The 12,888-nt window shown below is 64.6% G+C and carries 15 protein-coding genes; 7 read left to right on the top strand and 8 right to left on the bottom strand.

The features are described 5' to 3' along the window. Positions 1–2 precede the first annotated feature (2 nt). From OKA05_RS27490 to OKA05_RS27510, 5 genes are all read right to left on the bottom strand, one after another. Positions 3–695 carry a hypothetical protein gene (locus OKA05_RS27490; RefSeq protein ID WP_264490432.1) on the bottom strand — a complete coding sequence of 231 codons (693 nt, stop codon included), beginning with the start codon at positions 693–695 and terminating at the stop codon, positions 3–5. Beyond that, positions 695–1,798 (bottom strand): type IV pilus twitching motility protein PilT, encoded by a 1,104-nt coding sequence (locus tag OKA05_RS27495; RefSeq protein ID WP_264490433.1) that lies wholly within the window; start codon positions 1,796–1,798, stop codon positions 695–697. The genes OKA05_RS27490 and OKA05_RS27495 overlap by 1 nt, the downstream gene beginning before the upstream one ends. A gap of 17 nt (positions 1,799–1,815) precedes the next feature. Then, complete coding sequence (locus OKA05_RS27500; RefSeq protein WP_264490434.1) at positions 1,816–2,877, bottom strand: type IV pilus twitching motility protein PilT; 1,062 nt, start codon at positions 2,875–2,877, stop codon at positions 1,816–1,818. Positions 2,878–2,979: 102 nt separating this feature from the next. After that, positions 2,980–3,609 (bottom strand): outer membrane lipoprotein carrier protein LolA, encoded by a 630-nt coding sequence (locus tag OKA05_RS27505; RefSeq protein ID WP_264490435.1) that lies wholly within the window; start codon positions 3,607–3,609, stop codon positions 2,980–2,982. A gap of 54 nt (positions 3,610–3,663) precedes the next feature. Continuing rightward, positions 3,664–4,035 (bottom strand): Dabb family protein, encoded by a 372-nt coding sequence (locus tag OKA05_RS27510; RefSeq protein WP_264490436.1) that lies wholly within the window; start codon positions 4,033–4,035, stop codon positions 3,664–3,666. Between the two features lie 46 nt (positions 4,036–4,081). Between OKA05_RS27510 and OKA05_RS27515 the strand changes: the two genes are divergently transcribed. Both OKA05_RS27515 and OKA05_RS27520 read left to right on the top strand, forming a co-directional pair. Then, positions 4,082–4,648 carry a hypothetical protein gene (locus OKA05_RS27515; protein ID WP_264490437.1) on the top strand — a complete coding sequence of 189 codons (567 nt, stop codon included), beginning with the start codon at positions 4,082–4,084 and terminating at the stop codon, positions 4,646–4,648. 68 nt (positions 4,649–4,716) lie between these two features. Continuing rightward, positions 4,717–5,112, top strand: coding sequence for an NINE protein (locus OKA05_RS27520; protein ID WP_264490438.1), 396 nt, complete (start codon positions 4,717–4,719; stop codon positions 5,110–5,112). A gap of 140 nt (positions 5,113–5,252) precedes the next feature. Here the strand turns inward: OKA05_RS27520 and OKA05_RS27525 are convergent, their stop codons facing one another. Genes OKA05_RS27525 through OKA05_RS29310 form a run of 3 tightly spaced genes read right to left on the bottom strand, consistent with a single transcriptional unit; the run spans position 5,253 to position 10,003 of the window. After that, positions 5,253–5,912 (bottom strand): O-methyltransferase, encoded by a 660-nt coding sequence (locus OKA05_RS27525; RefSeq protein WP_264490439.1) that lies wholly within the window; start codon positions 5,910–5,912, stop codon positions 5,253–5,255. A 50-nt stretch (positions 5,913–5,962) separates the two neighbouring features. Continuing rightward, on the bottom strand, positions 5,963–8,530 hold the full coding sequence (locus OKA05_RS27530; protein ID WP_264490440.1) for a tetratricopeptide repeat protein: 2,568 nt from the start codon (positions 8,528–8,530) through the stop codon (positions 5,963–5,965). A gap of 57 nt (positions 8,531–8,587) precedes the next feature. Continuing rightward, positions 8,588–10,003 (bottom strand): sigma-54-dependent transcriptional regulator, encoded by a 1,416-nt coding sequence (locus tag OKA05_RS29310; protein WP_319800672.1) that lies wholly within the window; start codon positions 10,001–10,003, stop codon positions 8,588–8,590. Positions 10,004–10,216: 213 nt separating this feature from the next. On the opposite strand from OKA05_RS29310, the gene OKA05_RS27545 reads away from it, so the two are divergent. The 5 genes from OKA05_RS27545 to OKA05_RS27565 all read left to right on the top strand — a co-directional run bounded on the left by OKA05_RS27545 (position 10,217) and on the right by OKA05_RS27565 (position 12,774). Next, on the top strand, positions 10,217–10,789 hold the full coding sequence (locus OKA05_RS27545) for a CAP domain-containing protein (protein WP_264490441.1): 573 nt from the start codon (positions 10,217–10,219) through the stop codon (positions 10,787–10,789). A 4-nt stretch (positions 10,790–10,793) separates the two neighbouring features. Further along, positions 10,794–11,417, top strand: coding sequence for a ribonuclease HII (rnhB, locus tag OKA05_RS27550; protein WP_264490442.1), 624 nt, complete (start codon positions 10,794–10,796; stop codon positions 11,415–11,417). After that, a complete protein-coding gene (locus OKA05_RS27555; RefSeq protein WP_264490443.1) occupies positions 11,404–11,787 on the top strand; it encodes a YraN family protein in 384 nt (127 codons plus the stop codon). Before rnhB ends, OKA05_RS27555 begins: the two co-directional genes overlap by 14 nt. Positions 11,788–11,946: 159 nt before the next feature. Next, positions 11,947–12,516: a DUF1802 family protein gene (locus OKA05_RS27560; RefSeq protein ID WP_264490444.1), complete on the top strand. Its 570-nt coding sequence runs from the start codon at positions 11,947–11,949 to the stop codon at positions 12,514–12,516. Positions 12,517–12,576: 60 nt separating this feature from the next. After that, entirely contained in the window at positions 12,577–12,774 is a 198-nt protein-coding gene (locus OKA05_RS27565) for a hypothetical protein (protein WP_264490445.1), read from the top strand. Positions 12,775–12,888 lie beyond the last annotated feature (114 nt).

A 12,888-nucleotide genomic window follows, 5' to 3' on the forward strand; every position in this document is an offset into this window, starting at 1 on the left:
GCTTACTTCGCCGCCTTGTCCTTCTCCGGCTCTTTCTCCTTCGGGCGGAAGTGCAGGTTGATCTTGGATTCGGTCTCGCGGTCGATGATCTGCGAACTGGCCAAGTCGCTCGCCAGATTGCGGGCGGCGGCGATGTCGGTGTCGTTCGGCGCTGCGTTCTTGTTGTCGAAGGGCCGCAGCTCGAAATTCGGCACCACCTTCTCCAGGCCGGGGGCGACGGCGGGATCGATCACGCAGATGATGGCGGAGCGGGCCGGGGTGCCCGGCAGTTCGCCCTGGCGGAGGGCGGCGACTTCCTCGGGGCCGGCGAGCAGGCCGAGCTGCCCGGCGTGCTGATAGGCGCGGTTGAAGGTCTCACGTGCCAGCTTCTCGCGGGACGGGTAGTCGTCGAATTCGTCGTCGCTGTCGGACTTGTTCTCCTTGTCGTCGAAGACGCGATTGAAAACCACCGTGGGATCCTCGCCCAGTTGCTTGGCATCGTGGAGGAGCGCAATCCCGCGGAGGAAGGTGGTGCGGGCGTCCTTCTCGGTCATCGCCCGGTAGAAGGATGCTTCCGAGACCAGGCCGCGCATGTCGGCGACGATCTGATCCTTGCGCTTCTCACGCTTTTGATATCGCGAGACGTAAATGAAGGTCGCGAGGGCGAGGACGCCATACAGCGTCCACTTCAGGATGGCAGCTACGCGCGGGTCCATCAGGTCCAGATCGATTTGGGTTTCTTCGCGTCGGCAGGATCAGGCGGCGGTGTCTCGAAGGTCCGCTTCTCACGGCAGTGGAAGAGCGCCTCCTCGCGAGTGATGTAGCCGCTGTCGAGCAGGCCACCGATCGATTGGTCGATGGTGCGGTTGCCGTCCTTGAAGCCGATTTCCATGAGGCCGACGAGCTGCTCGAGCTTCCGTTCCCGGATGCAGGCGCGGATGCCGTGGTTGGCGCGCAGCACCTCCGAGGCGAGCACGCGGCCTTGGCCATCGGCGCGCTGGATGAGGCGCTGGGACACGATGGCCTCCAGCGTTCCGGCGAGCTGGGTCACGACCTGCGCTTGCTGGTCCGGCGGGAAGACATCGACGAGGCGGTCCACCGACTGCGGGGCATCGACGGTGTGCAAGGTGGCCAGCACGAGGTGGCCGGTTTCCGCTGCGGTCAGGGCGATGCGGATGGTTTCCAAATCCCGCAACTCCGACACCACGATCACGTCCGGGTCCTGGCGGAGTGCCTGGCGGAGCGCGATCGGAAAACCGCGCGTGTCGCTGCCGACCTCGCGTTGCTTAATGAGGCAGCTCGCGTGGGTGAAGATGAATTCGATGGGATCCTCGATCGTCACGATCACGCCGGAGCGGTTTTCGGAAATCCGGCGGACCATCGAGGCGAGAGTGGTGGACTTGCCCGAGCCGGTGATGCCGGTGATGAGCACCAATCCGCGGCGCAGCGTGCAGACGTCATGGACCACCGCGTGGTGGCCGAGTTCGCCGAGCTCCGGGATGTGCTGCGGGATGTGGCGGAAGGCCGCCTCATGCGAGCCGCGGGCGAGGTGGACATTGCCACGAAAGCGGCCGACGCCTTCGAGGTGCAGTGCATAGTCGAGCTCCAGATTGGCCTCGAGCGACGAGCGCTGGGCCTCGGTCAGGGTGTCGAGGATCAGCCGGCGGGTGGTGTCGGGATCGAGCAGGAATTCCTCCAGCGGCACGAGGTTGCCTCCTACCCGCGCGGCGGGAGGTGCCCAAGCCGAGAGATGGAGGTCGGAACCGCCGAGTTCGACGGTTTGGCGGAGGTAATCTGTGATTTCGCGGACCTGGCTCACGGGAATGTTCGGTGAAATTAGGAGATCCCGCGCATGGCGCGATCAAAATCCTGCGGGCGGTCGGTGGCCGAGCGCGCCACCGCGGGATCGATGATGCCCTGCTGGGTGGCCGCGATCAGGTAGCGCAGGAAGGAGCAGCCTTGCGTCTCGTCGCACTTGTTGAGGTGATCCTTGAGCTCGTCGTAATTGGCTTCGCCCAGGAACTTGCGGGTGATCGCCTCGTTCTGGAAATACTCCAGCACCGCGACCACGCCGCCGTCGAGGCGAGGCAGCAACTGCTGGGCGATCGCGCCGATGAGCTGGTGCGAGAGCAGGCTGGCGGCGCCCGTGTAAACCGAGTCGCTCATGATGCGGTTCAGCCGCTCCATCGCGACCGGCACGCCGGCGACGCCGGAGCCGTGGAGGGTGGAGATCACCAGGTGGCCGGTTTCGGCGGCACGCAGGGCGGCGAAGGCGGACTCGGCATCGCGGATCTCGCCGAAGAGGATGATGTCGGGGTTCTGCCGCAGCGCCGCCCGCAGCGCGATGTGAAAGCTTTCCGTATCCCGCTTCACCTCGCGCTGGGAAAACCATGCGCGGTCGTTCTCGAAGAGATACTCGATGGGATCCTCGATCGTGACGACGTGGCGCTGCTGGTGGCGGTTCACCCATTCCAGGCAGGCGGCGATGGTGGTGGACTTGCCCGAGCCGGTCGGCCCGCTGACGATGATGAGGCCGGAGCGCCGCTCCATCCACGAGGCGAGCAGGTGGCCGGGCAGGCCGAGTTCCTCGAAGGAAGGGATCTTTTTCTTGATGGGCCGCATCACCACGCCCAGCCGGCCGAGCGTGCGGTAGCCATTCACCCGCAGGCGGCCGACATCTTCCACCTCGAAGCTGGAGTCGCCGTCGCTGTCGGTTTCGGGATTGAGCCCGCAGGATTTCCAGATCTCCGCCACATCCTGAAAGGTGATCGGGCCGCCGTGGGCGATGATGATCTCGCCGTCACCGCGGACCCGGGGCCGCTCGCCCTCGATCATGAACACGTCGCTGGCTCCGCCGGTGAAGGCATTGTGGATCAAGGCGCGGATCTCGGGGCTCATGGGATGAAACTAACAGGGCGCTGGCGGGGGAGGGGAAGATGGAAATCGCGGTATTCCGTCAAACCCCTCTGGCGGGCAATGTGGCCGCTGCCCCCGGTCACCTCACTTCATGAGATAACCGGCGGTATCCGGCGTGAAGATCGCGGGATCCACCTTGGCATTGATCTTGGTGTCGGAGAAGACCGTACGGATGCGCGACTTGTCGTCCATCTCCAGATCCAGCGCGCGCAGCTCGTGGTTGCGGGTGTCGATGTCGAGGAACATCCAGGTGACGTGCTTACGCATCGACTTGTCCTTCGGGCGCACGGTGAGCTGATAGATCGAGCCGCTCATGCGGGACTCGACCAGCTCGAAGGTATTCTGGAAGCCGGCGAGGTCGCGGAACGCCTCGTCGGAGAGCAGCGTGAATTGGCGGGCTTCCGGTGAGCTGGTGTCAATCTTCTTGCCGCGCTTCTTGGACACATCGAGCAGCGTCATCGTGGTGCCGTCGGAAACGGCGAGGGTCTTGACGGGATTGCCGAGTTCCCAGCAGAGCTTGCCGGGTCGTACCATGCGCATGCGGCCGGGAGTGGTGACGGGTTTCTTCAGCGAGGGTAGCTTGCGCTCCTGCACGAACTCCGCATCGAGGCTCTGGAGAGTCTTCTGCTTGCCGAGCCAGATTTCGAGCGGCTTGAGATCGAGTTCCGCCCGGGCGAGCGAGATGAGGGACAGCAGGATGAGGAGCGGGCGCATCGGGTGAAGTTCCAAGTGAGAAGTTCCAAGTGCCAACCAGGAGCCGGAAGGCGGTCAGTCCTTCTTTGCGGTGTAGTCGAAGACGAAGGCCTTTTCGAGGAGAGGCTTGAGCTTGGCGCCGAACTCCTTGTGGGCGGGATGGGGCAGGTAGGCTTCCAGCGCGGCCTTGTCCTTGAAGGTGACGAAGAAGCAGTGGGTGAAGCCGTCGTTGAGTTTCTCCACGCTCTCGCTGGTGCCCCATTCGTAGCCCTTGATGGAGTCGATCTTCTTCGGCAGTTCGGCGAAGGCTTTCTCGATCTCCTTCACTTGCTCCGGCGTGGCCTCGGCCTTGAACTTGAAGAAGACGACGTGGCGGAATTCGTTTTCCGCGATAGTGGCGGTGGCAAGGGCGGCAGACATGACGGCGGTGAGCAGGGCTTTGGTCATGGGCGATGCTCCGGTGGCGGAGGGGAGCTGTCAAACTCCGGGTCCGATGGTGCCAAACTTGCGCTTTACTACTTTCTTGGTCACCGTGGGAGTCGTGGTCGTGGGAAATAACAGGCGCCAAGAGAGCTATGCTTGGTGGATCGCAGGGCTGGCGATCACCAGTTTCGTGGCGATGTTGCTGCTGGCGACCTTGCAGCAGAGAAAAAAAGAATCCTATCGAACGGAAGTGATCACCCATGCGAAGCAACTCAATCTCGCGCTGATCCACTTCGACAACGACTATGGGTCGTTTCCTTCTAACGAGCTGGCCAAAGAGGTGCCTGCCTTCTCCGGGCTTACCGGTCCCAGGGTTTTGGAGCAGTTGGAAGCCGCGGGTTGCGTGGATGACTTGGACCGCTTGCTTGGAGTGAGCGACGATCCCGGGGCGAAGTGGTATTACTTTCCGGGCAACGCGGTTCCGGTAGGTGATCCGGGACGCCCGGTGCTTATTTTTCCGCCGGTAGATGACAAGGTGATGATTGTCGGCGTCGACGGGTCGGCAAAGGCCACCTCTTTGTCGCAGATGGATCTCTCAGGTGCCGTGGAAATCCCGGCAACAAAGAAAAAGCGCTGACCTGAGACTCCAAACCCGTCCCGCAATTCCCATCGCGCGTTGGCGTAATCCGGCGATGATGCTTGGCCATGGAACGTCCGCAAACGCACAGCAAGGTCATCGGTTACCTGCTTTGGATTTTCGGTTTTACCGGTGCTCACCGCTTCTACTTCGGCCAGCCGATTTCCGGCGCGATCTGGTTTTTCACGCTCGGCCTGCTGGGGATCGGGTGGTTGATCGACTTGTTTCTGATCCCAAGCATGGAGCGGGACGCGGCGCGGAAGTTTGCGACCGGCCGCATCGATTACTCGGTGGCGTGGTTGCTGCAGACCTTCCTGGGGATGTTCGGCATCCATCGCTTTTATATGGGGAAGATCTGGACGGGGCTGTTGTGGATGGTGACGGGCGGGTTGTTCTTGATCGGCTACCTTTACGACTACTGCACGTTGAACGGGCAGATCGATGAGGAGAACTCGCGGGGGTGAGGACGGCTTACTGGGAACGCGGGGGATTTATCCCGCCTGTAGGGTGGGGACCTGCGATTCGGGCGGAATGAATTCCGCGTTCCCAGTGGGGAGCATGCACCACGTTCCGCCGACGGAGTCGTGGGCTACCCGGATGCCTGTTAGGGGCGGATTAGGATGGCGTCGTTTTCGACGGTGATGGCGGCGGACCAGCCGTTCTTTGCGAGGAAGTCCTCGATCGCCTTGATGGATGGGTAGGCCGGGTTGGTACCGAACAGGCGGGCGTCGTCGATGACGATGCGGAAGGGGTGGCGCAGCGTTTCGAAGATATTCCGGAGCTCGCTGATGGCGGGGCACTCATCCTCGCCCATGCCGGTGATGCCGTGCGAGTAGTGCCCGTCGAGGTAGATGACGCAGGGCTTCTCGATGCCTTGGCAGACCTCCGCGAGCAGGGATGCCGAGTCGCCCTCCCAGACCCGGATGTGCGGCTGCTTGTGGAAGCGCTCGCGGGCGAGCTGCGCGAGATTCGGCTCCACCTCGATGGTGTGGATGTTCTGGAAGGTGTGGCGGAAGTGCCAGGGGGTGTCCCCATACAAGGTGCCGGTTTCGACAAACACCTGCGCATTAATCGCGCGGGCTTCCGCGAGGATCATCGCACGGCGGACGAAGAACGGGGCGGGCTCGGATTGCCATCCCTGCTTCCGCCAGATGTCCGCGTATTTAAGGATCCAGCGCCGCTCATTGAGCTTCGCCAAAAAGGGAAAGACACCGATGAGCCGGTTCCTCCAGCGGATTCCCTTCAGCGAAGTCGGCAAGGACATTGCCGGGATGGTGGAGCATTGAAGGGATCGGTCAATCCCGTCGCCGCCGGTCACTCCTCGTCCCAGACGAAGTGCTCCAGCTTGAGGGCCTTGGCTCGTTCGGCGGCCCCCGGGGCGCCCGGGCTGGCGAGTTTCGCGTGCATCTCCGCGACGCCAATCGCGGCCTCCCAGCGTTGGGCGGTCTCCAACAATTTCAGCGCGCGCACGCCGCAGCGGTCCACCCAGCGCCAGTCGGCCGGGGCCTGGCGGGTGGCGGCTTCCAGCACGGAGAAATAGACATCGAGCGCTTCGGCCTCGCGCTTCTTGGTCGGCAGCTTCGCATCCGGCAATAGCTCCAGCACGCGGCCGCGCTGGTACTCGATCTCCGGGCGGTCGCGGGAATCTGCCGGCAGCTCGGCGAGCAGGGTCTCGTAGATCTTCAGCGCCTGTGCCAGTGGCGCGGGGTCGGCGACGGCACTGTTGTAGAGTGCGTCGCCCAGTTCCAAGCCGACCCGCAGGCGCAACGGGTGGTCCTTTTTCATTTGCTCGAACCACGGGAGCAGTTCTTTGGCGGCATCGGCTGGACCGAGCGCGCGGGCTTTCATCAGCCGCGCCGCATCGGCAAGGTCGCCCTTGCGGGCAATCACCTTGTCGAAGAGGACGAGGCTTTCCTGCTTCGCTTCCGGTGTGGTGACCAGTGCCGAGGAGCGTGCCGCGAGCAGCAGCGCGGCCTCTGCCTGGGGCGCGTCCGGAGCTTCGGCGGCCAGCTTGGCGAGCGCGAGACGTGCGTCGTTGTAATCGCCGTTTTCGTAGTGCGCGTTGCCGAGTTCGAAGCGGAACTCATTGCGCCGCGGATCGTTGGGAAAGCTGGTGAGGAACTCCTGCGCCAGCGCGACGGCATCGGCCCAGCGTTGCTCCCGGTCGGCGATCTTAATGCGGGCCAGCGCCAGTGCGGCGGGTGGCAATTCACCGGCTTGCTCGGGCGAAAGGCTGTCGAGCTGGGCGGTGGCGAAGACCGGATCCGGCGGTGTGCTTTCCAATGCTGCCAAGCCGGCCGCCAGTCGCGCCTCGGGCAGGCGGGGATGATCCGGGTGGTCGAGAATGAAGCGGTCGAGCGTCGCCAAGGCGGAGGAATCCCGCCTGGCTACCAGGAACAGCGCACGCTCCAGCTCCAGCTCGGTCTTCACCGCGCCCTGCGCCGAGGGATCGGCCATGAGCTTCTGAAAGGCGGGCAAGTCGCCGGCGGCCAGCCGTGCAATCGCTTCATTCAGCGTGGCACCGCGGCGGGCGTCGCCATCGAGCAAGCTCGCAGCCTTCGCCGACTCGCCGGAAGCTAGCGCGTAGTCGCCCGCGGCGAAGGCACTGGCGGCGGCGGAAATCGAGGCCTCCGCGCGCAAGGCGGGTGCGCTGCTGCTGCCATCGAGCGCGGCCAGTGCTGCGGCGGCCTGATCGTTCCGGCCATCGGCCAGGTCCCAGCGGGCGTTCTCTAACAATGCCCGCTCCGCCAGCGGATGCTTCGGGTAATCGAGCCGCAGCCGGGTCAGCAGCCGCCGCGCCTGTTCCTTCGAGGGGGGGGATCCTTCACGCCGCAGGCCGAGCGCGAGATGATAGAGCGCCTGGGTGGCCAGCTCATCGTCGTCCATGGGACTCGCCGGCCAGACGCCCGCGCCGCCATTTCCAGCGGACATCATGGCAGGGACCTTGATGACGGGTGGCGGGCACCATTCGCGCAGGCGCGTCAGGATCACATCGTCCGCGGCGAGAGTTGCCGGAAAGCAATCGAGCAGGGCGGGGAAGGCCAGGCCGATCTTCGGCGACTCGCGCTCTTCCTCGATGAAGGCGATCAAGCCGTCGGTGGCCGCTTCGCGATTGCCGGCGGCGAGTTGGGCGCGAGCCAGACCCACGGCGGCCTCGTGACGGTAAGCCTTGGCGGCCGGGTCGTCCTTCGCCTTGGCCAGGAGGGCGGAGAAGATGCCGTGCGCGGCCTTGTACTCGCCCTTTTCCAATTGCGCCTGGGCGCGCAGGAGTTCGGCACGGGCACTCTGCCGCGGCGTCATCCGTGCGTTCACCGGTGGGATCGCCAGGAGGGCGTCCTCGGCGCGGCCTTGCGAAAGCAGGATATCGGCGCTTTCCAAGCGAGCGCGCAGGAACGTGGCCGCGTCGCGGTCCTTGGTCAGCACGGCGAGGGCTTCCAAGGCACCATTTGGATTGCCCAGCGCCTGTAGCAGCGCGGCGCGGGTGAAGAGGGCCTCACGGCAATGCGGGGCGGCGGGCAGGATCGCGGGGCCATCGAGCTCGGCCAATGCCTCCTGAAGTCGCCCGGCCGCGGCCAGCGCCTGGCCTTTCCAGAAGGCGAGCTCGGCATGGCCGGTCAGCGCCGGGTCTTCCAGGGTCTTGAGCGCTGCCGCGGACTCACCGGCCCGGATGCGGGTCTCGGCGAGGCGCAGCAGGATGGTCTGGCGGCCGGCGGCATCGAGGTCGGGCGTGGCCAGTGCCGTCTCGAATCGGGCGGTGGCGACTTCCCAGAGCCGGGCCGACAGAGCGTCGAGGCCTTCCTTGAAAGCCGGGATGGCCGCGGGTTTCGGGGCCGCGGACAGCATCGTCGCCAAAGGCAGGACGAGCAGGGTGCGGCGAAACATGGGCGGACCGTAGCGTGCGGCGAAAGGGATGGCCAGCGGTGAGTCGGACGAGTCGGCTCAGCGGCCGCTCGCGGCTTCGAGCGAGCCGGTGTGGGTCTCTGCCAGGAGACTGCGCAAGTCGGAGATGCCGATGCCAAGCAGGGCCGCGGCTTCCTTCAGGTCGCCGGATTCACGTTCCAGCGCGCGGGTCGCGAGTTCCGAGGCCAGCCATCGGACGGAGTTCTCCCCGGCGGGCACGGAGTCCATGATGCGGTCGAGCGACTGCTTCAGCGCGCCCTTCTCGGCCCCCGGTGCCGCAGCCAGCGGGATGTCCGCCGGGAGCAAGACGGTCGAGGAAGCGAGAGCGCAGGCGCGGGCGATGGTGTTTTCCAGCTCGCGAACGTTGCCTGGCCAGCGATGGACCTGCAGGGCGGCGATCGCTTCGGCCGACAGCCGGATCCTCGCCATGCCATTCTTGCGCGTGATGCGCTGGAGGAAGAACTCCGCCAGCAAGGGAATGTCCTCCGCGCGATCCCGCAGCGGGGGCAGGCGGATCTCCACGACATTGAGCCGGTAGTAGAGGTCCTCGCGGAAGCGCCCGCCGGCTACTTCCGCGGATAGGATCTTGTTGGTTGCGGCGACGATGCGCACGTCGGCGCTCTGGGTTTCATTCGAGCCGACGCGGGAGAAGGTGCCGTCCTGCAGGACGCGCAGCATCTTCACCTGCACGGACAGAGGCATGTCGCCGATCTCATCGAGGAAAAGCGTGCCACCGTCGGCCTGCTCGAAGCGACCCGCGCGGCGCGCGATTGCCCCGGTGAACGAGCCTTTCTCGTGACCGAACAGCTCGCTTTCCAAGAGATTCTCAGGGATCGCGCCGCAATTGATGGTGATGAGCTCCTGCTGGCGGCGCGGCGAGTATTCGTGGATCGCCTTGGCGACGAGCTCCTTGCCGGTGCCGCTTTCGCCGGTGACCAGGACCGGCGCATCTGAGCGTGCAACGCGACCGACAATCTTAAAAACATCCTGCAAGGCGCGGGAGACGCCGATGATCTTCACGCGGCCATCGAGCACCGGCATGTCCGCGGCGGGTTGGTCGGCCGAGCGGCGATCTTCCACGATCTGTAGCGCGCTTTCAATGACGGGGCGCAGCTCGAAGGGAAGCGATTCCTTGCGCATCACATCGTGGGCGCCGCGCTGGGTCGCCTCGATCACCTGGCCGGTGCTCGGGAAGCCGGCGGTCAGCACCACCAGGGTATTCGGCGAGGTCTGGCGGATGCGGGAAAGCAGCTCGAGGCCATCGTAGGGCTGGAGCTGGATGTCCGCCACGACGACGTCCACTGCGGTCTTCTCCACGACCTTCACCGCATTGTCGGCGTGGTCGCAGCGCAAAATGCGCACTCCCTTCGCGGACAAGTGCTTGGTGGCCCACTCCAGAAAGTCGTGGTCCTGATCGACGAGAAGAATCGTTTGCTCCGTTGACGCTTCGGCCATGCGCTGCTCGGCAGAGTGTGGGCGGATTGCCGGTAGCGCAAGCAGCGGGTGCGTCACGGGGCCGGAGGAACGATAAAAGGTGTCAATGCAGGCGGGTCGGGTGGATTGTTTTTCTAAAATGGGACAATGGATTGGGATTGTTAGGTCTCGGGAATATAAAATTTACTTTATATTTCGGGCCTCTTTTGCGATACGGCGTGTGCTGTCCCACACATGAAAACGATTCCTTGCCACCTTTTTGTGGCTGCGGCGGGTGCGATGCTCTTGGCGTCGTGCGGGCCGAAGCTCGATTCCACTACCGTCCTGATGTCCTCGGGGCCGGTGTCCAAGTCCGACGGAAGCATCGCCGGAAACATCCACGCGCAGGTCAATTCCTACCGCGCCACCAAGGGCAAGTCCGCCCTCTCCCGCCATGACGGTCTCGACCGGATGGCGCAGCAGCATTCCGAATTCATGCGCCGCAATCGCGGGAAATTCAGCGGTTCCTCGGGCAATCTCACCCACTACGGCTTCGAAGAGCGGGCGCTGAATGCCCAGCGCACGATGAGCATGAGCGGCGTGGCCGAGAACATCGCCACGTGCAGCGGCAACTTCGGCAGCGCGGCCAACACGCTCTTCGGCGCGTGGAAGGGCTCCTCCGGCCACGACAAGAACATGAAGGGCGAGTGGAATGCCACCGGCATCGGCGTGGTCGTCGATAGCGACGGCACGGTCTTCGCGACCCAGATTTTTGCCACCCAGAACCATTCTCATATGGCCATGGTGGACCGGATGCGGCAGTTCTAGTCGCGTGCCCGATACTTCGCTCGAGTCCGCTCTCCGCGCCCGCGGCCTGTTGATGGTCGCCGGCGTGGACGAGGCGGGCCGGGGTCCCTTGGCGGGTCCGGTTTCGGCTGCGGCAGTGATCCTTCCTGCCAAGTGGCGGTGCAAGGGGCTCGATGACTCGAAGAAGCTGAGCCCGGCGAAGCGCGAGCAGTTTTACGCCAGGATCACCTCCGATGAGCGGGTGGCGTGGTGCGTCGCCTTCGCCGAGCCGGACGAGATCGACCGGATCAATATCCTGCGCGCCACCCATGCTGCCATGGCGCGCGCGGTGGAAGGGCTCGCCCGCGCGGTCGATCATTGCCTGATCGATGGGCTGCGCTTGCCGGCTTTCCCATGGCCGCACGACGGCGTGGTAAAGGGGGATAGCAAGTCGCTGTCGATTGCCGCGGCCAGCGTCATCGCAAAGGTCACGCGTGACCGGCTGATGACGGAGGTGGCGCTGGAATTTCCGCAATACGGCTTTGAGCGGCACATGGGATATGGCACAAGGGAGCACCTCGAAGCGCTCCATCGCCATGGGCCTTGCCGCCATCATCGCCGCTCGTTTCAGCCCGTCGCTCAACTGCCGCTGCCGTTTGAGCCGGCGTGATGGCGAGGGGATTGGCTCCGCGGCGATTGGCTTGATGGGCGAGAAGATCGCCCGCGCCTGGCTGACGGCGAGCGGGGCGAAGGTGCTCTACCAGAACTTCAAGGCGCCGCGTGGCGGCGAGGTCGATATCGTGGCGCGCCATGGCAAGCTGCTGCTCTTCACCGAAGTGAAGACGCGTCGCGCCGGAGGGATGGTGGGCCGGCCGCTCGATGCCGTGGACCGGGAGAAGGAGAAGCTGATCGAACGCGGTGCCACCGAGTGGCTGCGGCTGCTCGGCACGCGCGAGGTTCCGTGGCGCTTCGACGTGATCGAGGTGATCCTGACCGATGGGGAGAAGCCGCGGGTGCACCGGGTGGAGAATGCGTTCTAACGTGGTCCGCATACCAGGTGGTCCGCACACTCCGTGTGCGGTTCGCCAGCCCGGGAAGCTGAGGGTGAAGTCCGCCACCCTCTCGCTTCCACCGCACACGGAGTGTGCGGACCACTCTTTGCCATTGAGTGCCGCCCGCCGCCCCGCTACCTCCGCCGCATGGCAAGCGGCTTCAAGGAATGGCAGGTGGTGTGCGATGCGCTCGCGAGCGGCCGGCAGGCGATCATCTTGCGCAAGGGCGGCATCCACGAGGGCCGCGCCGGCTTCTCCTTCGCCGAGGAGAGCTTCTTCCTCTTTCCCACCCGCTTTCACAACCAGGACCAGTTCGTCCGCGAAGGCTCGATCGTGGCCAAGCCGGAGTGGACCATCGGCGAGACGATCACCATCACCCACCACGCCGAAGCACTGTGGGCGAAGACGCTGACCGATTGGGATCAGGTCGCCGCACTGGAGCCCTTCCACATCTGGACCGAGGAAACGATCCGCCAGCGCTTCGACTGGGAAGGGAAGGGAATGGCCAGCGGCAGCATCCACGTCGCGCTGGTGCGGGTCAGCGAACTCGCCCAGCCGTGGGAATTTCCCTACGAAGCGAAGTACGGCGGATGTCGTAGTTGGGTGACCATGCCGGAGCCGCCGGACGGTGCGCTTGGCGCCTCCAAGCCGGTGTTGGGAGATGATGAGTTCGCGACTTTTTTCGCGAAGGTCGGGGAGTTGTTGGGAGAGGGGTGATCACTCGCCGACCTCGCGCTCTCGACAAGGAGCAGGGCTTTTCGTTATCCGTCGGGTGCAATGACCACCGGCGATGAAAACATTCGAGTGCTACAGGCTTCCATCGATCAGCTCTACACCAAGCTGATGCAGGTTTATTCCGATCAGGTGATCGCGAACATTGGCGACGCCGACGAGCGCAGCAGGGCCAAAGTCCATATTGCCGAGGAATGGGTGGAGTCCTATAGCGCCGCCAAGGCGAAGGCTGCCGAACGTTGAGCGCGTGAGAACGCCACACCTTCGAGCGACGGCCGCCATGAAACAGGGGTGCCCGGCAGCAGGTATGAGAGACCGAACGGCCGGCAAAGGGTAGCCGGCACGTCCACCGCCATC

This window comes from Luteolibacter arcticus, from assembly GCF_025950235.1.
Lineage (GTDB): Bacteria > Verrucomicrobiota > Verrucomicrobiia > Verrucomicrobiales > Akkermansiaceae > Haloferula > Haloferula arctica.

Coding starts and splice junctions, on each gene's coding strand:
- OKA05_RS27525 (WP_264490439.1), bottom strand. CDS start 5,912: ATGTCCTTGCCGACTTCGCTGAAGGGAATCCGCTGGAGGAACCGGCTC.
- OKA05_RS27520 (WP_264490438.1), top strand. CDS start 4,717: ATGGAACGTCCGCAAACGCACAGCAAGGTCATCGGTTACCTGCTTTGG.
- OKA05_RS27545 (WP_264490441.1), top strand. CDS start 10,217: ATGAAAACGATTCCTTGCCACCTTTTTGTGGCTGCGGCGGGTGCGATG.
- OKA05_RS27565 (WP_264490445.1), top strand. CDS start 12,577: ATGACCACCGGCGATGAAAACATTCGAGTGCTACAGGCTTCCATCGAT.
- OKA05_RS27505 (WP_264490435.1), bottom strand. CDS start 3,609: ATGCGCCCGCTCCTCATCCTGCTGTCCCTCATCTCGCTCGCCCGGGCG.
- OKA05_RS27530 (WP_264490440.1), bottom strand. CDS start 8,530: ATGTTTCGCCGCACCCTGCTCGTCCTGCCTTTGGCGACGATGCTGTCC.
- OKA05_RS27560 (WP_264490444.1), top strand. CDS start 11,947: ATGGCAAGCGGCTTCAAGGAATGGCAGGTGGTGTGCGATGCGCTCGCG.
- OKA05_RS29310 (WP_319800672.1), bottom strand. CDS start 10,003: ATGGCCGAAGCGTCAACGGAGCAAACGATTCTTCTCGTCGATCAGGAC.
- OKA05_RS27515 (WP_264490437.1), top strand. CDS start 4,082: ATGGTGCCAAACTTGCGCTTTACTACTTTCTTGGTCACCGTGGGAGTC.
- OKA05_RS27510 (WP_264490436.1), bottom strand. CDS start 4,035: ATGACCAAAGCCCTGCTCACCGCCGTCATGTCTGCCGCCCTTGCCACC.
- OKA05_RS27500 (WP_264490434.1), bottom strand. CDS start 2,877: ATGAGCCCCGAGATCCGCGCCTTGATCCACAATGCCTTCACCGGCGGA.
- OKA05_RS27490 (WP_264490432.1), bottom strand. CDS start 695: ATGGACCCGCGCGTAGCTGCCATCCTGAAGTGGACGCTGTATGGCGTC.